This is a genomic window from Streptomyces sp. NPDC058650, from assembly GCF_042717315.1.
In the GTDB taxonomy this organism is placed as follows: Bacteria; Actinomycetota; Actinomycetes; order Streptomycetales; family Streptomycetaceae; genus Streptomyces.
Genome location: NZ_JBHXRL010000031.1, coordinates 1 through 25,847, shown reverse-complemented (window position 1 = coordinate 25,847; position 25,847 = coordinate 1). Strand labels below are relative to the sequence as shown.

Genomic DNA, 25,847 nt, shown 5'->3' with positions numbered 1-25,847 from the left:
CTCGACTTGTACCTCGGCCATGGGCGGAGACGTGCCGCGCAAGTCACGTGTCGTTCTGATGGCGGGGATGCCGGGCGCCGGTAAGACGACGTTGGCAAGAGCCCTCGTAGCCGCGGGGTTCACACGGCTGTGTCCTGATGAGGAGATGTTCCGTCGCTACGGCCGGTACGGCGTCGACTTCCCCAGGGGGCAATTCCGAGTTCGGGAAGCTCCCGTCCTTGAAGATGTCGCTGGTGAACTCCGAGGACTGGTGGAGGCCGGGGATGACGTCGTGGTCGACCACGGCTTCTGGACACCAGAAGAACGGGCCGAATGGCAGGCTCTAGTCGCAGGGGCCGGTGGCGTCCCCACCCTGGTGTACCTGCCAGTGCCGCATGAAGTGCGATGGTCACGGATCCGCGAGCGGAACCAGCTCGCTGATGTCGACGCCAACTCCATCGAGTTCAGCGAGCAAGACCTGTTGCGCTTCGCCACGCGCTTTCATCCTCCGACTGAGGATGAGCCGCATGTTGTATATGACGAGCGCCCCGAAGCCCTGCTTGCCCAGCTCCGCTACGGCCTGCCTTCCGCGAGGGAGGACCGGTAGTGACCAGCCTTCAAACCGGTCGGGCTTGTCCGATCAACTCTCTCCGATCGCGTCTCACGTTCGACGGACGCGGCAATCCGGGCACGCAGCGTTTCCCCCTTATCCCTATGTCGTCACGGGGGGTTAGGGTGATCACAGATGTGACCGCTGGCAGCAGAGAGTCCTCCCTGGCCGGGCGCGGCCTTGGAGGACTCTTGGACGGGATTCCCGTCCGCACGATGCAACTGATGGGAGGTGATCGCGGAATGCAGCGTACTCGCGTGGGGGAACTCCACCGCGCAACTACGCCGTTTACAGCCGTAATCGCTTTCACCATTCAGGCGTGCGGGTACGCCGACTCCGCCTCTGTTGTCGAGGGGGCCGGCGTGACGTAACCGCCATGGCCGCGCTGCTTCGGCGGACTAACCATCCGCTCGGCCGCGCCGGCCTCGTCCTGACCGGACTCACTGTCCAGGTCAACGCTCAGTCCCGGTCTTCACCCGGTCCTGAGCTTCGGCTCATCGAGCCAGATCGCTACCGCAACACCGGCCGCTAACCACGGCCACCACAGCCGCGCAGCACCCGCTGTGCGTTGTCCTGCAGGGCCCCCACCACAGGGGCTCTGCAGTCCCACCGAGACGAGAGGAGAAATCTCCCCCCTGCCGTTCGGTGTCTGCCCGCTTCGCGAAGAAGGAGGGCTGCACCCTCATCCACTAGCCGGCCGTCCCGTGTGAACGGGGTGGTCCGACTCGCATATGGAAGTAGGTGTCTTCGCCATAGTGCCCGATCTGGTGTCCCCTGAAAAGTCGAGCGCCGTCCGTTTCGGCGCGATTCACACGGTTCGCGCGTTTCAGGTGACGGAACAGGCGTCCGCGATCCGCCCCTTCGCGCCTTTTGTTCAGGAAGAGGGTCTTCCTGTAGGAAGCCACAACCCGGCCGGGTCTGTCCGGTCGGCGTCTGCCCGCGTCCGCAACAGCTCCGTCGGTGGCGTCTTCGAAGGGGTCGTCCCGTGTGGCGGGACGCGATCCGAGGTTTCTGCCCGTCGTGCGGGAGCGCTGGAGGCAATCAGGGTCTCGTGGCCTCTGTCCACAAAGCGGCCGGTCCAGGCTGCCGAGGTGATCACTTCTCGCTCCGCTGTACCCAGCTCTCGCTTCGCCCCCCAGGGGGGTGTCCGCTTTGGCCGGTACACCACGGCCATGACCGCCTGCACCGCCCTGTCCGCCCCGGCACCTCTCTACGTCCGCGCTTCCTCCGTGACGTTCGTCGGGGGTATTCGATGAGCACCGCGGCGGCGTCGGCCGCCGTGCTGGACCACCCGCTGTGGGACGACGTCGACAACTCCGTCGACGACGCACCGGGTGGGAAGCCGCGGCGCCGGCTGCGGTCGGTCCCGGCCGGGCCGGTGCCGGAGCGGGCGGCGGGTCATCCGTTGTCGCTCGGTCGGGACGCGCGCGCCCGTCTGGGTGGCGCGGTGCGGGCGCTGCTGGACACGGCCGGTCTGGCCGGGGCTTCGGACGCGGTGCGTCTGGCGGTGCTGGTGCTGGCGTCGCGTACGCCGTCGGAGACCGGTGTGGTGGAGATCCGTACCTCTGAGCTGGGTCGGTGGATCGGGGTGTCCGCGTCGTACACGGCCTCCGAGGTGGTGCCGGTGCTGCGTCGCTCGGGTGTGGTCTCCGTGGAGACGGCGGAGGGCGACTACGGCCAGGACGACGGTCTGGAGTGCAAGGTGCTGCCGCTGTGGGCGGCGCAGGACGTGGTCGGGCACCCGTTGAATCTGGCGAAGAAGGAGTACGCCACCTTGTGGCGGCTCCTGCAGGCCGTGATGGGGCCGGGTTGGACGCACCGGGACGGCTCGGTCACTCCGGCCGGGCTGATCGGTACGCGTACCGGTCGCGGCGCGGCGACGGACCGGCTGGCGCTGCTGCTGCTGGTGCTGGAGGCGCGGGAGACCGGGCGGGTGCGGCAGTGCGGCGGGACGGTGGATACCAAGCGCGGCCGCGCGGCGGCGACGGTGGCCCGGCTGCTCGGGTGCACGGCGTCGGCGGGCGAGCGGGTGCTGGAGCGCCTGGAGGACCGGGAGCTGGTGCTCCGGGTGCGTCTGAAGACGGGTTCCGGGCTGGCGAACCGGTCGCGGCTGATGGTGCCGGCGGTCGCCGCCGCGCACGGCCGGACGGTCGCCGACGACGTCCAGGAGGACCGTGCGCAGGCCCCGGAGCCCGAGTTTTCAGACCCCGACGTTGCGGCAGGGCCTGTTCAGTCGCCGAAGCTGGAGACGGAACCGCAGGTCAGCGGCCTGCCGGTGACTGATGTGGCGGATGTTGCAGAGCCCGACGTTGCGGCAGCCCTTCACACTGACCACCCTCACCTGGTTACTCCCGTCCTTCCCCTCGCTCTCTCTGGTGGCTTTTCCGGCGAAGGCCGTGGTGGGTCCGGTGATCTGCCGGACCGCGCGTGCGTACGCGAGGACGGCGGCCCGCTGCGCGGGGAACAGCCGAAGAAGTCCCCGTCGATCAGCAGCAAGAAGCCCGGCCGCGGGCCGGTGGCCGGTGATCCGGTGCGGACCATGGACGGTGCGGGTCAGGGCAGGCAGCAGCGGGGGAGGGTGGCTCTGCCGTCGGAGGATCTGCGGGCCGTCTTCGCTCCGGTCGACCTGGTGTGGGCGCGCCTGGAGCGTCGGAGCGCCCGGAAGCTGGTGGAGGCCGCCGCCCGTGGCGAGCTGGCCCGGGTGATCGGGTTCGCCGGCCGTACGGACGCTCCGCAGGTCCTGGCCGACCGCCTCGCCCGGCGCCTGGAGGACCAGATGCGGCTGCACGGGCCGATCAAGGACCCGGTGGGCTGGCTGATCGGCCTGGCCCTGCCCCAGCGTCAGCGGTGCGGCGACGTCCGGTGCGACGACCGGGTGCTGCTCGACTCCGGGCAGGACTGCCCGCGCTGCGAGGAGAAGCAGGCCGACCGCCGCGACCAGCGCCGTGCGGTCGCGGCCGCCGTCGACGCCGCGATGCCGCGCGCCTCCGAGACCGAGCGCCGCGCGGCGACCGAGCAGCAGCTGCACCAGGACGTCACCGCCCAGGCGTGGATCCGCGAGCACCGGTGGGCACAGGTCCGCGAGCAGCAGGCCGCCGCAGCTCAGGCCCGTGCCGAAGCCGCGGCCGCGGAGCCCGAGGACGACGTCCCGGCCGCGCCGGTGGCACCGGTCGTGCTGCCCGCGCCGCGCCCGGCCGCCGCCGTCCCCGCCCCGGAGCCGGAGTTCGCCGACATCGACGACGACCAGGAGCTGGTCCTCGAGGACCTGACCCCCGACCAGGTGCGCGACTGGCGGGTGCGGGCGATGAAGGACCACCAGGTCGTCTTCGACCACATCGACCGCTACGGCGAGCCGTCGGCCAGGCGCCTGTTCAGCAACCAGCTGGTCAACGATGCGAAGCACCTCTCCGGGCTCGGGCACCTGAACCTCGGCTACTCCACCTGGGGGCAGTCGTGAGCGGCAGCGAGGTGTCCGGTGTCGACCTGGCGCGTCAGGCCCTGCTCGCGGCCCGGGAGGCGGCAAGGAAGAACAGCGCGACCAGCAAGAAGCCGAAGCGGCGCACCGGCACCGTCGTACGGCGTGACGGGCGCGAGCCGCTCGGGCTGGGTAGCGCGATCGGCATGATGATGACCGAGCGCGGTATGGCCGCCCCGGCCGCCGGCGGAAGCGTCCTCGCGGGCTTCGACACCATCGTCGCGGCGGTCGTGCCCGAGCTCGCCGGGCGGGTCCGGGCCGTGGCCTTCGACGCGGAGACCGGCCGCCTGGACGTCGTCCCTGACGCCCCGGCCTGCGGCACGCAGCTGCGCTGGAGCGCGCCGAAGCTGGTCGCGGCGGCCAACGAGCGGGTGTCCGGTGGGTGCGTCCGCGCCCTGCACGTCCTGGCGCCCGCACCCGTGGAGGCCGGCCCCGCCACGGCGGCCGCCGAACCGGCTCCGCGGCCGACCGCGCCCGTCGCGCCGGTGCAGCGGCGGACTCCGCCGGAGGGCTACCGCCGTGCGATCGAGGCGCACCGCCAGGCCGCGGTGCCGTCGCGGGTCGACCCGGGCATCGCGGAGGCGGTGGAGCGGCAGAACCGGGCGATGCGGGAGCTCAGCCGCCGCGCGTTCCCCGAGCCGCCCGTGGTGCCGGACGATGCGCCGGCCCCGATCGACCAGGCCCGCGTCCAGCGTCGCCGCCAGGCCGCGGCGACCGAGGCCGCTGCCCTACGCCGGGCCCGGGACGAGCGCGCGGGCATCATCGTGCCGCCGGCCGTTGCACTGCGCACGACAGCGTGAGCGGCCTGTCCGTACGGCGCCTGGGCTCGTTGTTTCACGCGGGAAACAACGAGCCCAGGCACTCGAACCGCAGTATGGCGGCGCCGCCTTAGGTGCGGCCGTATTGAGCCTGCAGCTGGGCGAGGAGTTCCTGGACCTGGTCGGAGGAGAAGGCGGTCACGTCGGCCTCGTCCACGCCGTGGACGGCGAGGGTCCACTCGCCCGAGTCCGAGGAGCTGACTTGGATGGGCGGCTGGGCCATCCACATCACGTCGATGCCGCGCCGGACGACCACAGCCACGAGTCCGGGCATCGACGCCGCCGCTCGGCCGCCCGGGTCCCCCATGAGGAAGTCAGCGAGCGCCTCGGTGGCATCGTTGCCCCGCAGGCTTGTGGCGGAGGTAGCGATGTTCCCGCCGCCGGTGTGGACGAGCGTGACCGCCATGTGCGTACAGTCCTCGTGCCGTTCCCACGGCGGGGTCTTCCAGGTGAAGGTCATTTCCGCATCCTGCCCAGGCTGGCAGGCGGTTGGCAGCCGAACGGGCCAAGATGTCCTGGCCCCAGCGTTTCTGGCTTGCAGTGGCTGATCATCGACGAAGTAGAAGAGACCGCTGCGTCGCCGGGCCAACGTGGCGCTGTGCCGTTTCCAGTGGAAACGGTTCGCCGGAGGAGCCCTCTTTACGACGTAAAGAAGATGTCCGCTGGGCGGCACCGAGAGGGCGTGGCTATCCCCAGTCGCGCAGGTTCCGTTTCAGCTCGTTGAACCGCGCGGCTCGGCGGGGGGCTTGGCTCGCGTCGGGTGCGCTGCCGAGGGCGAGGACGGGATCGGTGACCTGGTAGGTCACTCGGTAGGCCAGGACGTCCAGGGCGGTCTCCAGCCATTCCTCCGCGCGGCGTGGGGGTGCCATGGGTCCGAGCGCCGTCGTGAACCACACGGGCAGCAGGTCGGTGCCGGTGAGCGCGTCGGACAGCCGGCTGCGCAGGCGTACCCGCAGTTGGGTGCGTGCTCGTTGGCCGGCCTCGATGACACCTGCCGACCTTGCGCGGCGGGCGTTGTCCGCGGCCTGCTCGGCTTGGGCGCCCTGAGCGCTCTCGGCCAGTCGCCCGATCCGTTCCTGGCCCTTCTGGGCCTCGGCGGCGGCCTTGGTGAACGCCTGCTCGGCCTTTTTGCGGCGTGGGTCGCCGGCCGGGGTGGAGGCCAGTACGGCCGCGGCTTCACGGACGGTGGAGCGGTGGCCGGCCAGCGCCTGCCGCGCCTGTTGGTAGTGGGTGATCCGTAGCTGGAGGACGTTGCGCTGGTGGGTCGGCAGGAGCGCTTCCTCGGCGGCGAGCCCCTCGTCGACGGCGAGACCGAGACCTCTCAGCTTTCCTCCGCGGTCGACGTCCAGGTCGACGACGACGGCGCCTTCGGCCTGCCGCAGGTGACGCTCCAGCGCGCTCACCCGCGTGGTCAGCCGCTCCAGCCCCGTCTCCGTCGCGGAGATCGACTCCTCCAGCTCGTCAGAGCGGGCTTCGGCCGTCTCCTTGGCTTCCTGCAGCTCCGACTCAAGGGTCTCGAAGCGCCGCGCGGTGCTGCGCTCACCATCCTCCAGGCGCTCCACCGTCTCCTCGATGTCCGACAGCTTCGACGTGAGGTTCGAGATGGCGTAGTCGGTGTTGCGTTCGAAGGTGTCCTGGCTGCGCTTGAGCGCGTCGATGCGGCGGCGCTGCTCCTCGCCCAGGTCCAGGGAGTCGTATCCGCTCACGCCTTCGCCTTCCTCGCGCCGTCCCGGCTTGCTTCGCTGGCCAGGCCGTAGGCGCCGGCCCAGCACAGCAACGGCAAGAGCCACACCCACCACGGCAGCACCCCGAAGGCGAGCAGCGGCACCGCCACGCTGGCGACGCCCAGCGCGGCGGCGGCGTGCCGCAGCTGTCGGTGCTTGCCCGGCAGGGGCTTGTTGCCGGCCGTGTAGAACGCGGAGGTCCCGATCAGCTGCACCACCGCCAGGAGCGACCACCCGCCGCTGATCCAGCCGAACCCCGAGGCCACGCCCAGCAACACCGCACACGCCGCGTGGGCCCACAGCGCCACCGTGAACGACTTGGTGCTCACCTCGAGGTGGGGCTGCTCCAACCTGGCCGGCACCTTCGTCTCGTACGTGAGCAGCGCGTTGCCTGCCTGCACCAGGCGTGCGAAGGCGGCCGCGTACTGCGGATCGTCCTCGTCCAAGCTGTCGAGACCCTGGAGCGCCGCAGTGATCTCGGCCTGCAACCCCGTGACCTCCTGGGCTATCTCCTCGTGAAGCTCGGCCACCCGTCCCCCTCCTCGGCGACCACGGGACACCCCGCGCGCCTGGCAGCTGCGAAACCGGTCGACCGTACCGGCCACCGGCCGCCCCGCGCCGTGACTTCGCCGGGAGTGGCCGGATTGAAGCGCTCGATGACTGACCTCCGGCTTGGCACCGAGCCCACGCCGAGGAGCTGACCGGCGACGCCGCGCCCCCGACGACCGGCACGCGCAGTCCGAGCACGCGCACCCGGCAGACCCTCCCAGGGGCTCTCCCTCGGTATTCCGCTGGTTCTGACCACGCACGACGGCCGACTGGGCTTGGATGGTGCTTCGGTATCGAGTCACCGGGCGGAGTCAGGAGGCCAGGGTTCGTGGTGTTCAAACGTTCCGGGAGCGCGACGCGGCTGTTGTGGAACGCGGTGGCGACCAGGCCGTCCCAATTCCTGGGAGCGCAACGGCGCCAAGACTGGGTGCTGTACCGGTGGGAGACGGAGTTCGGGATCGTCGTGCTCGCCCACGGGGTTGTCGGCGAGATGGGAATGACGTTCCCGGGCCTCACCCTGCTGCGCGAGCTGGCTCAGGACGCCGTGGCCCTGGCCGTGGTCGAACCGGACTACGGCCCTCCTGACGGACCGAGCCTGGAGGTGATCGACGCCGCCGGCCCGGACAAGCACTACGGCACCACCTGGCACCGCCTGGAGCGGGTGCTCGGCATGCCCGCCCCCTACTGGCATTCGAATCTGCGCGACCCCGAGCTGATGATGGCCTGGAAGCCCGGCGCGCCCACCGTGCACGTGCCGGCCGTCGTCACTCCGGACCCGGCGCCGCTGCTGCGCCTGGCCGCGGAGGAACCCGACGGCTCCCACGCGGCCGCGGCCGCGCTCGAGGTCGCACGGCGCGCCCTGTGGAACTGCGCGGACTCCGCACACAAGGAGATCGCCGAGTACGTCGACGCCAGCGACGGCATCGCGTCCATCGCGGTGGCCGCCCGCCCCGTCATGCCGCACCCGCCGCAGCCGGTCGCCGAGGAGATCCTGCGTGATGGCTGGAGGAGCATCCTGCACCGCACCGACGTCCTCGCCACCGAATGCGCCCGCCTGGGACACGTCCTGGGCGCCACCCGGTACTTTCCCGGCTCGTGCAAGGTCACCGTGGACCCGTCCTCCTGCGTCGAGGCCGGGCGGTGGGCATCCCGGCTGCAGGCCAGCCCTCGTATCGCGCTCGCCACGTACCTCGGCGACGACCAGGAACGGGACATCCTCGTCGACCCGGTGACCGACATGCCCGCCGTGCGGACCGGCGACGTCATCGAGACCGTCGCCCCGCAGCGGCTGCCGGCGCACTCACCGCTTGCCGCGCTGACCATCGGCCGCGGCCACAACTCGGTATGGGTGACCACCCAGGACGGGACGGTGTTTCCCGCACCGCAGATCGGCGGCGGCTACACCTACGGGTACGCAGGCGGCGGCCCGGTCGCGCTGGCCAGGCTCATCGGCCTGCTCCTGGACGACATCACCCATACCGCCCCCGGCTACGACGGACAACTGCCGTCGGCCGGCCTGCGGCACGCCGTCGAACAGGGCTGGAAGGGCCGCACTCCTCCTTTCACCCTGACCCGGGCAGAACTCGAAGCACTGTGCGACGGGTGACCCACGAGCGCTGACACCACCTTCACGCCGGGCCGAGGGCGGACCAGGAAACGACTCCGTCGCGGGCTCACTCGGACGGCTGCTGCCTCACGCCCGGAGGGGGCAGGTGAGCGGGAGGACGCGTTCGGTCAGCTGCCCGGTGAGGTGGGTATCGGTGAGGGCGGCGTCGGTGAGCCAGTCCGCTTCCGTCAGCTGGTCGACCAACTGCTGCAGCTCACCAGGATCGGCCGGCACCCAGGCGGCGAGAGCGGTCAGGGCGATGCCCTGGCCACCGGGACCGAGACGTCCCGAGGCGTCGGTCTGGGCGGCCAGCGTCAGGGCGAGCAGCCGGGTTGCGGCGGTGGCCTTGGCCTTGCGGAGTTTCTTGTCCGAGATCACCTTCTGTGCCCAGCCGGAGAGCTTGGGCCGCATCTTCTTGCCGAACGTGAATGGGCCCGTCCCGTCCTCGCGGGGCGCGAGGGAGGGGACGGTGATCGGGGTGGCGTTCTCCGGCCGGGAGGCGAGCAGGTCGCCGGCGGTGCCGGGGAGAGACAGCCAGCCGCAGCCGGTCAGCTTCTCGACCAGGTCTTGCGGATCGGTCAGGCCCAGCGCGGTGAGGTCCTGGCCGACGAGATTGCCAGTGCCGGTGTGCGCGGTGCGCAGGGTCAGCATCAGCACCAGCAGCCGTGCGTCGGGTCCGGGCAGCGGGGTGTGGTCGGCTACGTACGCGAGGACGGAGCGTGCGTGCTCCCACTGCGCCGGGACGGTCAGCAACCGGGTCACGGCCGTCCCGTCGCCTCCGGTGATGCCGCCGGTGCGCTGCTGGTCCTGGAGACGGGCGGTGGCCGCGGCCTGCTCGGCGCGCCGGGCCTCCCACCGCAGGGGCCCCTCGCTGGTGACGTCGGCCCAGCTGGTGAAGGCGCGGGCCTTGCGTTCCTGGAGGTCGGCAAGCAGCTCCAGGTCGGGCTGGTCGCGCTGCTGGTAGGCGCGGAAGAGATTGCCGAGCTCGATCAGTTCGTCCCGCAGGACGACGGGCCGCAGATCGTGGGGGATGACCCGCTGGGCGACCTTCACCTGTGGTGGACGGCGCCGCGCCGGTGCGGCGCGGGGAACCGGGACCAGGCCGTGGTCGTCGTCGGAGAACTGCGGCGCCCCCGTACCCGCACCCGCTGCCGGGGCCGTACCCCCGGCCGGGGCCGTGGCCGGGGGATCTGCGGCCGTGGGTGGCTGCGAGGTGGCCGCGGTCTTCGCTCCGGGGGTAGCGGCCGCGCATCGGGAGCAGCACTCCATCACCTGCCACCAGCGGCCTTCCCGGTCGGTGACCACGGCCAGGACGACCGGACCGCCGCACCGCCAGGGTTCCGTACGCGGACGGCCGGTGTCGGGCAGATGGGTGTGGCAGTCCGCCAGCCGACACGCGCAGTACGCCGTGGCTCTAGGGGCGGGGACGCTGCGCAGGTGGGCCTTGATGTGAGCGACCGCAGCCGCACGCCCGGCGGCCGCGGACGGCAGACGCTGCTCGGCACAGGCGGGCCGGCTGCACGAGATACGCACCGCCGTACTGCCCCGGCCGGCGGCGTCCAGACGCACCGTCCAACGACGTCCCGGCACCCGTTCGTCCAGCTCGCTCACCGCGGCCTGCGTCATCCCGGTCTCCCTCCCGCCCTGTATCTCCGATATTCGCCGCCCCCGCCGCGCGCCGGGCGGCGGCGTGCGGGCGGCGTGGACACCGTATTGGGGCGCGGAGGTTGAAGGCTGCTGAACTCGCCCTGTGCGAACGGCGTGAATTGCGAAGGTCAGGTGCCCTGCGTAGTCGCGGGTGTGCCGTCCAGGGAGTCGAGGAGTTCGCCGAAGGTGGGCTTGGTTTCGTCGTACTGGAAGGTCATGGCGGCGGCGAGGGCTTCCCACCGGCCGGTGCTGCGCCCGCAGTGCTTCAGCAGGATCTTCAGCGCGATCTCGGGTTCCTGGCGGGCGAGGACCTCATCGGCGGGGATCTGGCGCAGGTGCTCCAGGGTGTGGTGCCGGGATTTGACCAGGGCCCGGTAGACCTCGGAGCGGGAGAGGATTTCGCCGGCGGCGGGGGAGTCGAGCCAGGACTGCAGGACGGCGGCAGGGTCGGGGTGGTGGGCGAGTTCGTCGTCGCTCAGCAGCCGCAGCACACCGTCGTCTTCGTCCTCGGGGGCCGGGACGGCAGCCGCCGCCTCCCGGAACCAGGCGGGGCCTTCGACCTTCTCGGCGATCCAGGCCAGCTCGGCGGGGTGCAGCGCGTTCAGAGCGTCGGTGACGGCGGCGTGCGGGGTGCGCGGGTTGGCGGCGAGCGCGGCCAGGGTCTCGGCGCGGCGGTGCTCGGAGTGGCGTTCCAGGAGCCGGGCCGGACGGTCGTAATCGGCGGGGAGGCTGTCGTCGACGACGCGGATCAGGGTCCGGCTCGGCGCGGGGGAGACGACGGCCGGCTGGTCCAGGGCAGCGAGCTGGGCACAGGCGCCCGCGAGGTGGTCGGGGTTGGCACTGAGGAGGGCCAGGTCCTCGGCGAGGCGCCGCACCCGCCCGTCGAACTCGTAGTCGTTCTCCTGCTTGTCGGACGGGTGGAGCAGCTGGCCGCGGACTACCGCCGCGTCGGCGGCCGCGTGCAGCTGCTCGGCGGCGAGGCCGACCACGCGCGGGTTGCTGTCGACGCGGCGGGCGATGTGGTGCAGGGTCCTGCGGGCCGTCACCTGCGGGTTGGGCAGGTTGGCCAACTCGGGCAGGCACAACGCGGGCAGGCACGCCCGCAGCAGATCCTCGCTGAGCGCGGGGGCCGGCTCGTCGGCGGGGAGGTCTTCGCCGGGGTCGTCCTCGCCGGGCAGGTAACCGGCGGCGTGGGTCCGGGCGTCCTCCGCGGCCTGGACCTCGGCCTGGTCCAGGAGCAGGTGCTGGACGGCCGCCCCGAGCGTGGGGTGCGCGGTGAGCTCCGCCCACCGCTCGGGACACCGGGCCAGCATCGCCCAGCCGTTGCGGCCTCCCAGTTCCAGCGACCAGTCCTTCGCGTACGCGGACACGGCCTCCCAGCCCTCTTCGGGCTCGGGGTGGAGCAGGTACGCGGCGAGCGGGGTCAGGCACGCCTCGAGGACGGCGTCGAACAGGGCCTGCGGCACGGGCGGGGGCGGCGTGTCCCCTTCGGTGCGGGAGTAGTGGTCGGGGTCGAAGTCCCGCACGACGCGTTCCACCTCGTGGTCGGCGAGGCGCGGCAGGAGCGCGACCGCGGCCTCGACCTGGCCGGGGTGGCGGGCCAGAGCGGCGACCAGCCCGGCCCACAGGCGGCGGTGTCGCAGGATGGCGGGCACGTCGTCGGCGGTCACCGTGCCTTCGGCCGCCAAGGCGGCCAGCAGCTTCTCGTCGCCGTGGACCAGGAGCCGGCCCCGCAGCCGCTTGGCGGAGGTCCGGGCCAGCAGCGCCGGCAACGCCGTCTTGAGGGCTTCCTCCCGCCACTGATCAGCGCGGGAGTCGAAGCCGTCCGAACACATCGCCGGGGCGCACAGTGCTTCGATCACCGTCTTGAGGGCTTCCTTGGGGAGGTCCTCGCTCATCGCGAGGTCCCGCCACAACGGGTACGTACGGGCATTGACCATCCCCGGATCCCTCTCACGCCTGACCCGGCGTCACCGCCCGGTCGCCATCCGTGGAACGACCGTACGGCGCTCCCCGGTCCGGGCGGGGCGCGATCCGCGAAGTTCTTCGCCCTTGGCGCCGAACCGGGTCCTGGTCAGTCGGCTGTCGCGGCGCGGGGCTGCAGAAGGACTCCGTGGGCGGCAGCGGTGTCCCCGGGCTGCAGGGTCCACGGCACGGACGGGATCTCTGCCAGCCACCCGTCGGCCAGGAGTTGCTGGACGATGATGCCGCGCAGCTTCGGCGGCCAGCCCAGGCCGGAGCAGAGCTGGCCGTACGAGGGGCCGTGTCCGTGCCTGGTCCGGAACACGGCGGTGGCCTGCGCGGCTTGCAGGCCGTGGCCGGGATGCCCCTTCGTCCAGGTGTCGTACGCGTCGCGTACGTGCCGCGGTGTCTGGTCGGTGTGCCGGGTTTCTGTGAACGCTGCCGCCACCTGGAGGCGGGGGAGGCGGCACACGGCGCAGTGTTCGACCGCTTGGGCGTTCTGGCGCACCGTCGGGCGGGCTGCCTGCTTCCACTGCGCCCATTCCGCCTTGGTGGTCCGGGCGTGCCGGGGTACCTTCCACGGGCCCTTGCGCGGCGGGGAGTCGTCCGGGTCGGCCCGGTGGGGGAGTCGTCCGGTGAGGTGCCGCATGGAGGGGTCGAGGCGGTACCGGTCGCCTTCGAGGTGGGTGAGGAATCCGTCCGTCGCCAGGGCGGGCATCTTCTCGCGGCAGGTGTGCGGCAGATCGTGGGGCAGCGTGCCGTTCAGGTGGGCGGAAGCGTGGCCTGTCAGGAACAGCGCGGCGAGCCGGACAGCCGGCGGGCATTGGGCGACCAGCGGGGCGGACAGGGTGCGCACGATCCAGCCGGACACCCGCGACTGCGGTTCCTTGGCGAGGGGAAGCGGGTGGTCGTCCGTTCCGGCCGCCAGGGCCGGCACCGTCAGCAGTGCCGGGGCGTCGGCGTTCTGGTCCAGGAGCTCGTCGGGAACCTGCCAGCCCAGAGCGCGCAGCTCAGCGACGGCCCCGTCCGCATCGTCCAGCCGCAGTGCCCGCACCGCTGCGCCCCGGATCTGGCCTGTGCCGCCCCACGCGGTCCTGACGGCGATGACCGCGGCGAGCAGCTGGGCGTCGGGTGAGGACAGCGGCAGGGCGGCGGTGAAGGAGAGAAGGAGGCGTGCGGCGTGCCCCTGCGGGATGGTCAGCAGGAAGGACGCCGCCGACGCTGGGGGTGCGGCAGTCTTCGGCATGATCGGGATTCTCCCCCGTAGACGGCAGCCGTGACGGCGTGGGCGTCAACCACGGTGCCGCACAGACCCGTTCCGGTGATCTCTGCCGACAGCCACCCGCTGTGATCAAGGCCGACGCCAGACTCACGCTCGTGTCCGATCCCCATGCTCCTCTGCCCTCCGCTGATGCTCCGGACGGGGCAGGTCCGACGACGGCCGGCACCGGCAGGGTCCGTTTCTCGCTCGCGCGGTGGGTGCTCGCCCCGCGTACGACGTGGCAGGCGCGGCGCCTGGCCACCGACTTCGGTGCGGGGATGGACGCGAGGACCGCGTGGGTAATGGCCCGGCTCGCCCGCCATCCCGACGAGCACGGCTACGCGATGGCCCACCTGGACGACGAACAGCGCGCTGCCGACTGAACGCCGTGCGGCGTTCAGGCACCGGCCTCCGGATCGCTGGGCTCCCGCTGCCCGGTCTGCTCTGCGGCCAGGGTCTTGTCGGCGTCGCATGCGGCGGTGCGCTCCTGGTCGTTCAGCCAGAGCGCGTGCCCGAGGTAGTACATGGCGACGATGCCGGCGCCCATGAACGCGCCCCAGCCGAGAGCCAGGACGAAGAGGTTGGAGTCGGTGCGCTGACCGCTGTAGGCCATGCCCTGCCCGGTCGTGAACAGCCACGGAAACCAGGTGATCCGGCCGAAGCCCGGGTCCGCGTGCCAGCGGCCGCCCATGCGCCACCCCAGCAGGGGGACCGACGCGAAGCTCACGCAGGCCACGCAGTACATGAAGGCGAAGAAGTCGTTCTCGATGAAGTCGTGCCCGTTGTGGATCCCGAGGTAGGCGATCCCGGGCAGGAAGAGCACGACCGCCAGGCCGAAGCCGAGCACATCTCCGCGCCGTCGAACCGGTCCTGCCGTCACGTTCCACCCACTCCTGCTGCCGCCGTTGTCCCGGGCACCGTACCGGCACGGCTGGTTGGGCGGCGGTCCGGCCGCAGCAACAGAGCCTTCTCGGCCAATGCTCGCGATGAACCGGGCACGCCGGGCCATTGCGGATGTGGCGGGGCTGCGCCCGCTCCATGATCTGCGACAGCGGGCGCGACGGGCGGCCTGGTGGCAGGGGAGTTGAGCCGGTGGCAGTGACCGAGTTGTTGGTCTCGGACGAGATCATGTCCCGCCTGTCGGAGCAGGCCCGCATGGAGGTGGCGCTCAACCTGCACAAGCGGGACTGCCAGACCTGCGGGGCGCCGCTCGGTGACCAGACGCCCGCGCTCGCCGTCGACGACTGCGGCCCGTTCCTGAGCGCGTCCCTCAACCACCAGGACTGTCGCCCCTCGGGCTGGTACGGGCTGCGCACGGTCATGGTCGGCGCGCACGTGTCGTGGACCAGCCGGTTCTTCACCCTGCCGATGGACGAAGAGGGTGACCGCGCTCCGCGGGCGACGTTCATCGTCTGTCCGCACCTGGAGACGGTGCACCTGGACCAGGACGGCGGCGACGGCTGGAGTGTGAACACCGAACGGTACTGGCGGGCCCGCGGGTTCCGCCCGATGGGCCGCGAGCTGATCGTCGACAAGTGGGTGGCCGACCAGACTCCGCCCCGCGCCAAGCTGACCGGCTCCACCATCCACATCGACGCCGGCCTGGACGGCCAGTGGTCGTCATCGGCGAACCTCGACACCGTCAAGGCGACCCGCGCGCTGGGCGGACTGTTGCTGGGCATCTCCACCGCGTGCGAGCCGACCTCCATGACCGGCCCCAACGACATCCTGCGCTACGGGGCCGCCGGCCACATCTACCTCGGCTGGGTGCCACTCACCTGACGTCCGGCAGAGCCGGTGTACGGGCAGGATCAGCAAGAGAAGGGGAGACCATGACGGAGCAGGACCGCATCTACCACGGTGTGCGGCCGGTCGGGGATGACGACTGGCAGTGCCGGATCCTGGTGGAGAAGAGGAAGCTGGGGCCCACCGAGCGGCAGGTCGACGACCTCGTCCTGTACGAGCTCGCCCCGAGGGACGCGGAGGCCCTGGGAGGGTTCGACTGGGGATACAGCGGGTCCGGCCCCGGCAGGGCCGCCAACGCGATCCTCGCCGACGCTTTGGGCCTCGGCGTTCCCTGGGGCTGCGGGTTCGAAGGGGGGCCGGTCGACCCGGTCCTCCAGGCGCTGGGCGTCGACTTCGCCTCCGATGTGCTGGTCCAGTGCTGCTCGGAGTGGCGGCTCAGCCGCCCCGGCGTCCTGCGCTGGTGCCGCGGCTGGTACGCGCAGCAGGGTGCCAAGGATCTCCCCGCTGCCCTGGTTGACCTTCCTGAACTGTTCAGCAGCAGCCTGTGACGACTGGCTGCACCTGGGAGCCTCACACGGCGTTCCCCCAGGTGGGAGCGCTGCGGCGTGACCCTGTGAGCTGTGAGCGGAGGTAGGTACACTGGGCGACGAAGACCCTGGATTCGTCCCTGGTAGCCCTGAAAGGGGCAGGCCACACACCCAGGGGTCAGACTTCAAGAAGGCCGTCCGGCATCCGCCGGGCGGCCTTCTTGCATGTCCACCCCCCACCCTCCGAATCAATCCGATCGGGTTAAAAAACGGGCTAAAGAATTGGGTAAACAGTGCTAGGGTGAGGGCACGAAAGGAGATCCACATGGCATCCGAGGAAGAGCTTTTCGCGAACATCGACGCCCTGCTGGCGGAGGAGCCGCAGCTCCCGCCCCCGGCGGAGCGCGCCCGGCTGCGTGAGGCCGCCGGCATCACCCAGGCCCGCCTCGCGGTCGCGCTCAAGACGTCGACGCAGACGGTCAAGAACTACGAGAACGGCAGGAGCGAGCCGAAGCCGCCGCGCCTGGAGGCGTACCAGCGGCTGCTGAACGGGTGGGCGGCGAAGTACCCCGCCCACGGAGCTCCCGCCGCCCCGGCCCCCGTGGCCGCGCCGCAGGCCGCCCCGGTGCCGGACACGTTCACCGGCCCGGCCGTGTCCGAGCCCGCCGACACGGCCGCCCCGGTACAGGCCCCCGCCGCCCCGGCCGGGCCGGAGCATTTCGCCCGTCCGGCCGGACGGGCGGCGACGTCGTCCCGGCGTCCGGCTGCGAAGAAGGCCGCCGCACCCGCCGTCGACCCGCGCTTCCCGCACGGCCCGCTCGCCGTCCTGGACGGCGACGGCTCCGCTTACGCCGTGGGCGGCGTCGTGCTGGACTGCCCGGCGACTACGGTGCCGGAGCTGGTGGAGTGGACGCTGCGCGAGTCCGGTCTCGGCGCGCCGAAGCTCAACCGGTACGGCAAGGACTCCGACCCGCTGATCGTGCTCACCGCGGCCGCCGCCGTGAAGCTCGGGCTGCCCGAGCGCCTGGAGGGCCACGAGCAGCGCCGCTCCCTGCGCCTCCCGGAGGACCACCCGGTCGTCAAGCAGGTCGCCAAGGCGAAGTGGCAGCTCACCCAGCGGGGCTTCGGCCCGTGGGCCCGGATCTACCGCAAGGCGCAGGGCCGCGACCGGCAGTGCGTGCAGCTGGCGATCCTGTCCTGGGACGCCCTCGATGAGCGGTCCTGGCCCGGAGTTGCCGAGATGGAGCCGGCCGACATCGCCCGCGTCCTGGGCGTGTACGCGACCCGGGTCATCACCCCGCGCGGCTCCACCGCCGTCTCCGGCCTGGAGCTGATGACCGCGCTGCGCCCGCCCACCAAGGCCGTGCAGGACCCGGAGACCGGCAACTGGGTCTCCGGCTACAACGCGGGCAGCCTGGGCACCGAGCCGATGGACCCGGCGCCGCCGGAGGCCACCCCGGAACACCCCGTCGTCGTCAACAGCGGCTGGACCGGCGGCTTCCTGAACGAGGAGGCGTACCAGTGGGTGCGGTCGGTGGAGACGCTCTCCGATGAGGAGTGCACCCTGCCCTTCGCGGTCGGCCTCGACCTGAACACGGCGTTCCTCGCCGCCGCGGCCCGCCTGGTCGTCGGCCTCAGCGCCCCGGACCACTTCCACGCCCCGACGTTCAACCCGAAGATCCCCGGGAGCTGGCTGGCCGACCTCTCCCACATCGAGCTCGACCCGCGCCTGCCCTCGCCGTTCACTCCGGACGGCTCCCGCCCGACCGGCCCGGCCTGGTACCAGACGCACACCCTCGCCTACGCCCAGGAGCTCGGGCACGACGTGCACCCGATCGAGGCGTACCTGCGCCGCGAGACCGGCGCCTACCTCGACCCGTGGCACGACCGCCTCAAGAACGCCTACGTCGACACCCTCGCCGACATGGGCGTCACCAAGGACCTGGACGACCGCCAGTTCCTCGCCGCGATGGCACAGCACAAGCAGAACGACCCGGCCCTGGCCGCCGTCCTGTCCGCCATCAAGGCCACCGTCAAGGGCGGCGTCGGCAAGCTCCGCGAGCGCCCCCAGGGCAAGCACTACAACGAGGGCGAGACGTGGCCGGCCCTGTCCCGGCCGACGTGGCGCCCCGACATCCGGGCCGCCGTCATCAGCAAGGCCCGGGTCAACATGCACCGCAAGCTCAACAACATGGCGAAGATGACCGGGCTCTACCCGCTCGCCGTGCTCTCCGACTGCGTCGTCTACCCGAGCCCGGGTGAGAGCCCGCTCGACTTCCTCCCGTACGCCGCGTCCGGCAAGCCGCAGCCCGGCGGGTTCCGCCTCGGGCCCACTCCCGGCCTGGCGAAGCTGGAGGGCGTCCAGTCGATGCTGTGGGCGGTCGACCTCATGGAGAAGGGCCTCAACCCGGCCCGCCACATCAAGGGCGGCGACGCCGTCATGGACGAAGGGGAGTAGGCGATGGGGGAGATCGAGGACGCCATCGAGCGGGCCGACCGGGAGGGCTTCACCCGCGAGCCGCCCAAGACGCTCCCGGGCCGCATCAACTACCTGCTCAAGCAGTTGGGGACCGCGAAGGCGGTGGCGGCGGAACTCGGCATCACCGCCGACTCCGTCAACCGCTACCGGCGCGGCGCCCGCAAGAACCCGCCCAAGGACATCGCCTCGAAAATCGACAACGCCGTCCGCTCCCGCTGGCAGCCCCAGGTGCGCAAGCGCCGACACAAGCAGGCCGCCGCCACCGGCATCAAGGTGGAGACCCGGGCCCGCTTCGGCTACCACTCCTCGGAAGGATCGACGGACGACGGCCGCTTCCGCCGCCTCACCGTCAAGCTCCCCGCGACGTACGCACAGCGCCTGTTCGACGCCCGCGAAACTGGGGCCAGCGACCAGGAGATGCGTGGGATCATCGCCGAAGGGTTTAAGGAAGTCTATTTCCAGGACAATGGCGGCCGGGCCATGGGACTGTCGGACGTCGCCATCAACGACATCGATTACCTCGATCTCGAATACTGAATCGGAGCGAATGCATGACCACTGAATTCCCGGCCATCGACCGCGACAAGAGCCACCTGACCGCCGTGGACGAAGAGGCCGTGCGCCTGGCCGACGTCCTGGATGCGCACCCGGGCACCGGCGACGTCACCGACGCTGGCGCGGCGGGCGACATCGTCTTCACCGCGGCCGGGGGCACCTGGGTGCTCGACTTCCAGCACGGCCCCGACGGCGAGGTGTTCCAGAACCCGACCAGCAGCCCGGCCCCCGCCGACCGGCCCGCCACCGACGTGCTGCGCGACGTCGTCATCCCCGCGCTCCTGGCCCACCCCGCCTACCGGGCCGCCACCGCCGACGACGACACCCTCACCGTCCACCTGGCCACCGGCCGCCACTACACCCTGACCCTCACCCCCGCCGCCTGACCCCGGTCGGCACACCACGGGTCGGGCCCCGGCATCGCAACTGCCGGGGCCCGACCCTCGTGCCGCCGCTCACCCCGTAGGAGGGATCTGCCCATGACCGCATCCACGGCGATCCGGCGCGCGTACGGTGAGGTGACGACCCGCCGGGAGGACCAGATGAGCGCGCAGCCCGACCACGCACCCGTCACGCCGTACGCCCCCGCGCCCGGGGCGCCGGCCGAACTCCTCGCCCAGCTGCGCGCCGACCAGCGCGCCGCGCAGTGGGTGCCGGCCTTCGAGCGGCAGTGGGCGGCCGCGCTCGAGGAATCACGCCGCACGTTCTCCCTCGCCGCGCTCTACGAGGTCGTCCAGGAGTGGCAGGGCCTCATCGCCTCCGCCCCGGCCGTCGACGCGTTCGTCGCCTCCGGCTACGACGACACCGACTTCATCGACATGGCGGAGCTCCGCGGCAGGCGCCGGTGACCGCACAGCCGTACGCGATCCGCTTCTCCGCCCCGGCCGCCAAGGTCCTCGACGCCCTGCCCGAGCACGCAGAAGACACCGTGTGGGACGTCCTGGACGCCGCCGCGGCCGACCCCTGGGGATTCCGGCAGTTCAACGCCGACGACCCCGAGGGCCAGGACGTGCGCCACGCGTCCGTCGGCCAGCTGTCCCTCACCTACTGGGTGAACAGGCCCCTGCACCGGCTGTCCGTCCTCACCATCACCTGGCTCGGGTAGCCACCCGACGACAACGCCCCGACCCCGGCATCGCAACTGCCGGGGTCGGGGTGCTCCGCATCGTAGCCACGGCCCTATCCACCGGTAGCCACCCTGGTAGATCGCCCGATAACCCGGCAATCCCGAGAGGACCCCTGCGTGCACGCGCCCGGATACGACACCAGCGGCTTACCGGCCTGGAACGCCTCCCAGGCCGCCATAGACGCCTACGGCAGGCACCTGCCGGACATCCGGTTCATCGCCTCCCTGCTGGCCGGCTACCAGTCCGACCGCGAGGCCCTGACCGCACGACTCACCCATGGACAGGACGCCGTCCTCTCCGAGGTGAACCTCCTCGCCATGGAAGCCCGCGACGACCTGCTGGAGGCCGGCGCCGTCCTGGACGCCCTGGCCCTCTCCTGCACACCGGGCCCGTATCTACCGGGCGAGGAACCGTACGACGACGTCCCCGAACCGGTGGACTCCGCGGTGGAGCTACGCACCGACGCGGCCATGCTCGCGGAGCGCCTTGTCGCCCATGACCGCGTCCACGGGGGAGGGAAGACCTCCCGCCCTCCGCAGCCCCGCACCGACGGGGACCGGGACGCCGAACGGGACTCCGCCCGCGCCTACCTGCGCAGGGAGTGGATAGCCACCCGCGAAGTCCGGCTCCGCGGCCGCTGCCTGCCGTAGCCGACACCCACACACCCGACCCCGCCGTGCCCCGCCTTCCCCGGGCTGGGGGCCACGGCCAGGGCCTGCGGCCTGTCGGCGGGCGCCCATAGGGTCGGGCCATGGAGAACCCGACCGGCCACCCGCGCCGTGACCACTTACAGCCCCAACCGAGCGAAGCCGTACGGGAGGAGACGGAGGTCACCTCCCGGCTCGCCACGGACACCGAACTGGAGGCCCTGGGCTACAAGGGCGCCGTCCTCGTCATGCAGATCGTCCGGACCACGTTCCGGGCCGACGGCACACCCATCAGCAAGACCCTGACCATCCAGGGCGGGAGCACAGCCCTCGTGATGCATCAGAACCCCGAGGACGTGGAGGACGACGAGGCGCTCCCGGGCCCCGACGAGCTGGCGGTGCCAGCACCCCGAAGCCCGGTCCACCGGACTGTGCGGACGTACCTCGTCGGCGTGGAGGACTCCCCGCAGACGAAGATCGGGCGGACCACCGGCACCCTCAAGTCCCGGATGGCGCAGCTCCAGACCAGCCACCACGCCAGGCTCCTTCCGCTCCTGGACGTGGAGGGCGACTACGAAGGCGCGCTGCACGAGCGGTTCGCGGACTACCGGGTGCGGGGGGAGTGGTTCGACCTGACGGCCCTTGGAGATCCCGCCAGGGTCGTCATGGACGCCTTGGCCGAGCTGGGACTGGATATCCGGACCAGCCACCGGGAAGAGCAGAGCGTAGCCCGCGCGACCGACCCGACAGGCGGCTGACGCCCGGAGCAACAGAGCCGCCGGGCTAGGCAGTCCCGCCGCCCGAGTGGCCGTATCCACCGGTAGCCACCCGGGCGGCAACGCGTATCCACCCATATCCACCGCGCCCAGGCCCGGTCCTGGCAAACCCCGGCAAGTTTCTGGCGCCCGCGCCGCGCCGCCCACCAGGCTGGTCCCCAGACCGGATCACCGGAGAACAGGGGGCGCGGACATGACGACGGTGGACAACGTGGTGGCGGGCGACGACGACGTCCAGGCGGTGCGCCGGTGGGTGCGGCTCTCGTGCACTGAGCCGGGCACCCATCTGCCCGCGCTGGCCGAGATCGCCGGGGATCTCCGGCTGTCGACGGACACGGTCTGCTCCGCGCTGGAGAGGCTCGCCGCCGAAGGGATGGTGACCCTGTTCGAGGGCTACCGGCTCTACAGCGTCGGCACGACGACGCCGACCGAGCGCGCCTACCGGCTGCTGCGCACCGCGATCCACCGCAGTTACGAGCCCGGCGAACGGTTCATGACCCGCAACGACATCGGCCAGCGCTTCGACATCGGTGGCAAGGAGGCCGCGGCCGCCGTACGCCAGCTGATCGCCGAAGGGCTGCTCGTCGGGCCGCGCGGGCAGTACGTCAACGCGTTCAGCCCCGAGCAGCAGCGCCGGCGCGTGAAGCAGCTGCGTGAGCGCGCCAGCCAGCTGCGCCGCGAGGCCCTGGAGCTGATGAGGACGGCGCGGGAGATCGAGCAGGAGCTGCCCACCGGCGGCGATTCCCAGGCGACGTAGCCGCACCCGGCCGCGCCCCGGGCCCGGTGTCACGCACCTGGTGTCACGTCAGCCCCGGCCTGTGAGGTCTATCAGGCTTACAGGCCGTTTGCCCAGGTAGACGGGGTGAGCTGTGAGGGTGTGAGCCTGTGAGGTGGAGCTCGCGCCCGTGCTTCCGCACCCCCTGGTCCCAACAGCCGGCCCGGAGGACGATGGAGTCATGGGCACCCGCGACCAGGACCAGGACAACGTCGTCGAACCCGCGCAGCCGCCGCTCACCGCAGAGCAGGCCCGGGACGTCACGGCTGGGCTGCGCGAGGCGATGGACGACGTCCGGCGCTCCGTCGCGCATCTCGCCGCCCGGGTCCGCGCCGCCCACGTCGCCCGCGTCTGGACGCCACTCGGCTACGGCTCGTGGGAGGCGTACTGCGCCACGGAGTTCGGCATCAGCCGTGCCCAGGCGTACCGGCTGCTCGACGTCGCCCGCGCCCTGGCCGCGATCCACGACGCCGTCGCCGCCGGCCCCGGGACGTCTCGCACGCGAGACAGCGACCTGGCCGCCGCGGCCGCGCTCGACTACGGCCTGTCCCAACGCGCCCTGATCGCCGTCTCCGGCCGTACGGACACCGTCTCGCAGTTGATCACCCACCGACTCGCCGCGCTCGCCCACAGCGGCCTCCAGGCCCTCGATGAGCCCACCGTGCGCGCCGTGGTCCGCCAGGCCGTCCGTGACCTCCGCACCGCCCCGCCCCCGCCGCCCGCCGATCCGCCGGCGGATCCCGCGCTCGCCGAACTCCGCCGCGTCGTCGACGACCTCGCCGCCCACACCCACCAGCTCGGGGAGCTGATGCTCGAAGTCGCCCCCGCGTACCTGTCCGACACCACGGCCGCCGACGTCCTGGCCCCGCTGTGCGAGCAGATCGGCGAGGCCCTCGACAACGGCCTCGCTGCCCGCCGCTACGCGATGTCCGGCGACCGCCGCGCCCTGTACGGCACCGTCCTGTAGCTCACCGATCCCGGCTGCTCCTGTGTGGCACACAGCCTGTTTCCCCAGGTGGGCGAGGCGCGCTGTGAGGGTGTGAGGTGTGAGGCGAGGGCCTGCGGCAACGGGATGCCGCTGCTCCTGGTCGTGCTGCTCGCCGTGGTGTGCAGCGGGTGCTGCTCGATGGGTAGCGGGGGTGGTGGCTGTCGTCCTGGTGGTGGTCGTCGGGGTGCAGCAGGGTGGTGTCGCGGGTGCAGCGCAGCATTTGCCTGGGCCGGGCGGGACAAGGGTGCTGCTCGTGCAGCAGGCCAGAAGATCTATGCAGCGGCTGCATGCAGCACAACGCGGTGCAGCACGGTGCCGGGACCGCGAGCGGGCCGGCCATCGTGCTGCAGCGTTGGCTGCCGGGAACGACGAAGGCGCCCTCCCCGGTGGGGTGGGCGCCGTGGCAGTGGCGGGGCAGGAGTCGCGGTTCATCCAGCCAGTCGCAGGGAGGGCGGTGCGTCGGGCATCGGGGCGTCCTCGCCCCCGTCTGGGTCCGGGTCGAAGTCTGTCCCGATGCGGGCGTCGCGGGCCCGCGGCGGGCGGATGTCGCCGGTCGGGAAGTTCAGCGGCCACACGAACGTGTCGGGGGCCTTGAGGTGGTTGACCATGTGGCTCAGCGACTCGTAGCCGGCGAGCAGCGGGTGGATGAGGACCTCGCCGCGGCGCTGCCGCTCGCTGATGATGCCCTTGTCGCGCAGCTGGCTGATGGCCCGGGAGACCACGGACTGGGTCAGCCCGAGGCGCTCGGCAAGTTCCTGCTGGCGGATCTTGACCAGGCCGCCCGGCTCCTGGCGCGAGGTCAGCACGTCGAAGACGTCGCGGGCCGTCGGGGACAGGCAGGCGTTCGGCAGGACCTCGAAGATCTCCGGGTTGTGGAAACCAGGAATGGAAGCGGAGCTCATCGCGTGGCCTCGTTCCTCACCGTCGGAATGGTGATCTCGTGCTCCACCAGGGTCTTCTTGAGCGACTTCACCAGGCGCAGCTGCTTCTCGCTGCCCCACCGGTAAGCGTAGAGCGGGTTCAGCCGGTACACCCCACGCCGTTCCCGCCACGTGAAATTGTGGTGGCTCAGCTGGCCGACAGCGCGGGAGATCTTCGACTGCGAGCAGCCGTACTTCTTCGCCAGGGCGCCCTGGGTCATCTCCACCAGGCCCTCCTTGTCGTGGTGCGTCTTGAGGTAGTCCAGGACGTTCCGCGACATCGCGCTTAGGTCGAACTTCCACAGGTTGTCCTCGATCACCTGGGACATGCTCAGGTGCCCCTTGCCGTAGAAGACGTACGGCTTGACCGGGTCCTTCGTGATGAAGGCGCCGCCCCGCTTGGCCAGCCTGTCCAGGCTCTTCACCAGCTGCTGGGCCGACTCCATGCCGTTGACGGCATCGGCGGGCGGCGGAGCGGGGGCCAGCCGCGGCGTGGTCGCCGGCGCCTCCGCGCTGCGCCTCAAGGGCTGGGCCACGGGCTCTCCTCCATGATCGTCGGGGCTGCATAACATAGCAGATCTGCGATGTTATGCAGGCGATGTATGCACGCGGCGGGCGTGTCCCTGGACAGGAAGGATCTATGCACCTACGTGAATGCAACTCGCCCCCTCTGGCCGAGATCCATTCACTCAGGCTGCATATATCTCGCGCGTTTTCGCAGGTCAGAGGCTTGCGTCTATCTGATCTTTAGAGGCGCGCCCCCTACGGCCCGCGCTGCGCCCTCCAGCCGCTCCATGCAGCGGCGAGGCGGCGGCCGGGCAACGGGAGGCCGCGGATCCATCCGCCGGCGGCCCGCCTGCTGCTGCGCGTCGGCCCCCGACCGGGGCTGAGGCGGCTTCGCGTGCGGCTCCGTGGGACCGGTGCGGACCGTAGGCCGCAGCAGCGGCTCTGAGTCTCGGGTTGTACCGGCCGTGACGATCAAAAGCACGGAAGCGTGGCCGGTGCCGGTGGCGGGCTCCGCCGCCCGGCCTGGCGGCCGATCGGCTCAGGTACCTCCGCACGTTGAATTCCAGCTCTCGCATATCGGGCTTCCGTTCTGTGGCTGAGGCATTCAAGGCCGCGCAATTCTGAATTCTGCCGGGAGTTTTTGAGCCGGGGCAAGGGTGGCGCGGTCAGGACCCAAACGCTACACAGCTAGGGTCCGTGATGCATCAGCCCCGATGCGTCTTTGCCCTTGCGGGTGATGCATCGCCTGATTCCGTCCCACGGTTGTGGGTTGGCGTGTATGCTGACGGGGTATTGGTGAACGTGAGCGGCTGGTTTCGAGGGTGGGGGAGGGGTCAGGGTGGAGCGCAGCGGAGCCCGTCACTGCGGTGAGGCCGAGCCCGTCACTGCGGTGAGGCCGGCGCCCGATCGGTCCGATGGTCCGTCACTCTCGTTGCGGGGGTGGTGGCTGGGATTCCCAAGCCCTACACAGTGCCGCGCGTGATGCACCTTCCCCCGTAGCCAGCCCCGGTGATCGCGCTTGCGCGGTCGCCTTCAATTCGCGCTTGCGCGAATTGCATTCCGTTAGGAATTCCGCTCGCGGAATTCCATTCCGGCGCTTGCGCCGGAATCCGAATTGCGCTTGCGCAATTCGTGCTCTATGCCCCGGCTTGCCGGGGCATATCCCGCTC

At 71.4% G+C, this 25,847-nt stretch carries 25 protein-coding genes; 16 read left to right on the top strand and 9 right to left on the bottom strand.

Annotated features, from left to right (window positions below):
- Positions 1 to 19: 19 nt before the first annotated feature.
- From ACFWWU_RS35040 to ACFWWU_RS35030, 3 genes are all read left to right on the top strand, one after another.
- The gene (locus tag ACFWWU_RS35040) at positions 20 to 586 is read left to right on the top strand and encodes an AAA family ATPase (RefSeq protein WP_384152667.1); all 567 of its coding nucleotides are present in this window, start codon (positions 20 to 22) and stop codon (positions 584 to 586) included.
- 1,255 nt (positions 587 to 1,841) lie between these two features.
- Positions 1,842 to 4,046, top strand: coding sequence for a hypothetical protein (locus tag ACFWWU_RS35035; protein ID WP_384152479.1), 2,205 nt, complete (start codon positions 1,842 to 1,844; stop codon positions 4,044 to 4,046).
- Complete coding sequence (locus ACFWWU_RS35030) at positions 4,043 to 4,864, top strand: DUF721 domain-containing protein (protein ID WP_384152476.1); 822 nt, start codon at positions 4,043 to 4,045, stop codon at positions 4,862 to 4,864. Before ACFWWU_RS35035 ends, ACFWWU_RS35030 begins: the two co-directional genes overlap by 4 nt.
- An 88-nt stretch (positions 4,865 to 4,952) precedes the next feature.
- Here ACFWWU_RS35030 and ACFWWU_RS35025 read toward each other — a convergent pair whose 3' ends face one another.
- The 3 genes from ACFWWU_RS35025 to ACFWWU_RS35015 form a co-directional block, all read right to left on the bottom strand.
- The gene (locus tag ACFWWU_RS35025) at positions 4,953 to 5,342 is read right to left on the bottom strand and encodes a hypothetical protein (RefSeq protein ID WP_384152474.1); all 390 of its coding nucleotides are present in this window, start codon (positions 5,340 to 5,342) and stop codon (positions 4,953 to 4,955) included.
- Between the two features lie 226 nt (positions 5,343 to 5,568).
- Entirely contained in the window at positions 5,569 to 6,588 is a 1,020-nt protein-coding gene (locus ACFWWU_RS35020) for a CopG family transcriptional regulator (RefSeq protein WP_384152471.1), read from the bottom strand.
- Positions 6,585 to 7,136 carry a hypothetical protein gene (locus tag ACFWWU_RS35015; protein WP_384152468.1) on the bottom strand — a complete coding sequence of 184 codons (552 nt, stop codon included), beginning with the start codon at positions 7,134 to 7,136 and terminating at the stop codon, positions 6,585 to 6,587. The genes ACFWWU_RS35020 and ACFWWU_RS35015 overlap by 4 nt, the downstream gene beginning before the upstream one ends.
- 347 nt (positions 7,137 to 7,483) lie before the next feature.
- Between ACFWWU_RS35015 and ACFWWU_RS35010 the strand changes: the two genes are divergently transcribed.
- Complete coding sequence (locus tag ACFWWU_RS35010; RefSeq protein ID WP_384152465.1) at positions 7,484 to 8,761, top strand: hypothetical protein; 1,278 nt, start codon at positions 7,484 to 7,486, stop codon at positions 8,759 to 8,761.
- An 87-nt stretch (positions 8,762 to 8,848) separates the two neighbouring features.
- Here the strand turns inward: ACFWWU_RS35010 and ACFWWU_RS35005 are convergent, their stop codons facing one another.
- From ACFWWU_RS35005 to ACFWWU_RS34995, 3 genes are all read right to left on the bottom strand, one after another.
- A complete protein-coding gene (locus tag ACFWWU_RS35005) occupies positions 8,849 to 10,387 on the bottom strand; it encodes a hypothetical protein (RefSeq protein WP_384152462.1) in 1,539 nt (512 codons plus the stop codon).
- Between the two features lie 149 nt (positions 10,388 to 10,536).
- Positions 10,537 to 12,348, bottom strand: coding sequence for a hypothetical protein (locus ACFWWU_RS35000; protein ID WP_384152459.1), 1,812 nt, complete (start codon positions 12,346 to 12,348; stop codon positions 10,537 to 10,539).
- A 134-nt stretch (positions 12,349 to 12,482) separates the two neighbouring features.
- A complete protein-coding gene (locus ACFWWU_RS34995; protein ID WP_384152456.1) occupies positions 12,483 to 13,616 on the bottom strand; it encodes a hypothetical protein in 1,134 nt (377 codons plus the stop codon).
- Between the two features lie 131 nt (positions 13,617 to 13,747).
- On the opposite strand from ACFWWU_RS34995, the gene ACFWWU_RS34990 reads away from it, so the two are divergent.
- Positions 13,748 to 14,014: a hypothetical protein gene (locus ACFWWU_RS34990; RefSeq protein ID WP_384152453.1), complete on the top strand. Its 267-nt coding sequence runs from the start codon at positions 13,748 to 13,750 to the stop codon at positions 14,012 to 14,014.
- Between the two features lie 14 nt (positions 14,015 to 14,028).
- Here the strand turns inward: ACFWWU_RS34990 and ACFWWU_RS34985 are convergent, their stop codons facing one another.
- Entirely contained in the window at positions 14,029 to 14,511 is a 483-nt protein-coding gene (locus ACFWWU_RS34985; RefSeq protein ID WP_384152450.1) for a hypothetical protein, read from the bottom strand.
- 212 nt (positions 14,512 to 14,723) lie between these two features.
- Between ACFWWU_RS34985 and ACFWWU_RS34980 the strand changes: the two genes are divergently transcribed.
- The 11 genes from ACFWWU_RS34980 to ACFWWU_RS34930 all read left to right on the top strand — a co-directional run bounded on the left by ACFWWU_RS34980 (position 14,724) and on the right by ACFWWU_RS34930 (position 23,230).
- Positions 14,724 to 15,413, top strand: coding sequence for a hypothetical protein (locus ACFWWU_RS34980; RefSeq protein ID WP_384152447.1), 690 nt, complete (start codon positions 14,724 to 14,726; stop codon positions 15,411 to 15,413).
- Between the two features lie 50 nt (positions 15,414 to 15,463).
- Positions 15,464 to 15,925, top strand: a complete 462-nt coding sequence (locus tag ACFWWU_RS34975; protein ID WP_384152443.1) for a DUF6166 domain-containing protein — start codon at positions 15,464 to 15,466, stop codon at positions 15,923 to 15,925.
- A gap of 304 nt (positions 15,926 to 16,229) precedes the next feature.
- A complete protein-coding gene (gene tap / locus ACFWWU_RS34970; protein ID WP_384152440.1) occupies positions 16,230 to 18,362 on the top strand; it encodes a telomere-associated protein Tap in 2,133 nt (710 codons plus the stop codon).
- Positions 18,363 to 18,365: 3 nt separating this feature from the next.
- Positions 18,366 to 18,920, top strand: coding sequence for a telomere-protecting terminal protein Tpg (tpg, locus tag ACFWWU_RS34965; protein ID WP_384115722.1), 555 nt, complete (start codon positions 18,366 to 18,368; stop codon positions 18,918 to 18,920).
- Positions 18,921 to 18,934: 14 nt separating this feature from the next.
- A complete protein-coding gene (locus tag ACFWWU_RS34960) occupies positions 18,935 to 19,324 on the top strand; it encodes a hypothetical protein (protein WP_384152437.1) in 390 nt (129 codons plus the stop codon).
- A 156-nt stretch (positions 19,325 to 19,480) separates the two neighbouring features.
- Positions 19,481 to 19,786, top strand: coding sequence for a DUF6247 family protein (locus ACFWWU_RS34955; RefSeq protein WP_384152664.1), 306 nt, complete (start codon positions 19,481 to 19,483; stop codon positions 19,784 to 19,786).
- Positions 19,783 to 20,043 carry a hypothetical protein gene (locus tag ACFWWU_RS34950; protein ID WP_384152434.1) on the top strand — a complete coding sequence of 87 codons (261 nt, stop codon included), beginning with the start codon at positions 19,783 to 19,785 and terminating at the stop codon, positions 20,041 to 20,043. The genes ACFWWU_RS34955 and ACFWWU_RS34950 overlap by 4 nt, the downstream gene beginning before the upstream one ends.
- A gap of 138 nt (positions 20,044 to 20,181) precedes the next feature.
- The gene (locus tag ACFWWU_RS34945; protein ID WP_384152432.1) at positions 20,182 to 20,715 is read left to right on the top strand and encodes a hypothetical protein; all 534 of its coding nucleotides are present in this window, start codon (positions 20,182 to 20,184) and stop codon (positions 20,713 to 20,715) included.
- A 101-nt stretch (positions 20,716 to 20,816) separates the two neighbouring features.
- Positions 20,817 to 21,470 carry a GIY-YIG nuclease family protein gene (locus ACFWWU_RS34940; RefSeq protein ID WP_384152429.1) on the top strand — a complete coding sequence of 218 codons (654 nt, stop codon included), beginning with the start codon at positions 20,817 to 20,819 and terminating at the stop codon, positions 21,468 to 21,470.
- A 211-nt stretch (positions 21,471 to 21,681) separates the two neighbouring features.
- On the top strand, positions 21,682 to 22,245 hold the full coding sequence (locus tag ACFWWU_RS34935) for a GntR family transcriptional regulator (RefSeq protein WP_384152426.1): 564 nt from the start codon (positions 21,682 to 21,684) through the stop codon (positions 22,243 to 22,245).
- A gap of 199 nt (positions 22,246 to 22,444) precedes the next feature.
- Positions 22,445 to 23,230, top strand: coding sequence for a hypothetical protein (locus ACFWWU_RS34930; protein WP_384152422.1), 786 nt, complete (start codon positions 22,445 to 22,447; stop codon positions 23,228 to 23,230).
- A gap of 449 nt (positions 23,231 to 23,679) precedes the next feature.
- Here the strand turns inward: ACFWWU_RS34930 and ACFWWU_RS34925 are convergent, their stop codons facing one another.
- Positions 23,680 to 24,153 carry a helix-turn-helix transcriptional regulator gene (locus ACFWWU_RS34925; protein WP_384152419.1) on the bottom strand — a complete coding sequence of 158 codons (474 nt, stop codon included), beginning with the start codon at positions 24,151 to 24,153 and terminating at the stop codon, positions 23,680 to 23,682.
- Positions 24,150 to 24,707 (bottom strand): replication/maintenance protein RepL, encoded by a 558-nt coding sequence (locus tag ACFWWU_RS34920; RefSeq protein WP_384152416.1) that lies wholly within the window; start codon positions 24,705 to 24,707, stop codon positions 24,150 to 24,152. The genes ACFWWU_RS34925 and ACFWWU_RS34920 overlap by 4 nt, the downstream gene beginning before the upstream one ends.
- Positions 24,708 to 25,847 lie beyond the last annotated feature (1,140 nt).

Coding starts and splice junctions, on each gene's coding strand:
- ACFWWU_RS35040 (WP_384152667.1), top strand. CDS start 20: ATGGGCGGAGACGTGCCGCGCAAGTCACGTGTCGTTCTGATGGCGGGG.
- ACFWWU_RS35035 (WP_384152479.1), top strand. CDS start 1,842: ATGAGCACCGCGGCGGCGTCGGCCGCCGTGCTGGACCACCCGCTGTGG.
- ACFWWU_RS35025 (WP_384152474.1), bottom strand. CDS start 5,342: ATGACCTTCACCTGGAAGACCCCGCCGTGGGAACGGCACGAGGACTGT.
- ACFWWU_RS35005 (WP_384152462.1), bottom strand. CDS start 10,387: ATGACGCAGGCCGCGGTGAGCGAGCTGGACGAACGGGTGCCGGGACGT.
- ACFWWU_RS35000 (WP_384152459.1), bottom strand. CDS start 12,348: ATGGTCAATGCCCGTACGTACCCGTTGTGGCGGGACCTCGCGATGAGC.
- ACFWWU_RS34995 (WP_384152456.1), bottom strand. CDS start 13,616: ATGCCGAAGACTGCCGCACCCCCAGCGTCGGCGGCGTCCTTCCTGCTG.
- ACFWWU_RS34975 (WP_384152443.1), top strand. CDS start 15,464: ATGACGGAGCAGGACCGCATCTACCACGGTGTGCGGCCGGTCGGGGAT.
- tap (WP_384152440.1), top strand. CDS start 16,230: ATGGCATCCGAGGAAGAGCTTTTCGCGAACATCGACGCCCTGCTGGCG.
- tpg (WP_384115722.1), top strand. CDS start 18,366: ATGGGGGAGATCGAGGACGCCATCGAGCGGGCCGACCGGGAGGGCTTC.
- ACFWWU_RS34960 (WP_384152437.1), top strand. CDS start 18,935: ATGACCACTGAATTCCCGGCCATCGACCGCGACAAGAGCCACCTGACC.
- ACFWWU_RS34955 (WP_384152664.1), top strand. CDS start 19,481: ATGAGCGCGCAGCCCGACCACGCACCCGTCACGCCGTACGCCCCCGCG.
- ACFWWU_RS34940 (WP_384152429.1), top strand. CDS start 20,817: ATGGAGAACCCGACCGGCCACCCGCGCCGTGACCACTTACAGCCCCAA.
- ACFWWU_RS34935 (WP_384152426.1), top strand. CDS start 21,682: ATGACGACGGTGGACAACGTGGTGGCGGGCGACGACGACGTCCAGGCG.
- ACFWWU_RS34930 (WP_384152422.1), top strand. CDS start 22,445: ATGGGCACCCGCGACCAGGACCAGGACAACGTCGTCGAACCCGCGCAG.
- ACFWWU_RS34925 (WP_384152419.1), bottom strand. CDS start 24,153: ATGAGCTCCGCTTCCATTCCTGGTTTCCACAACCCGGAGATCTTCGAG.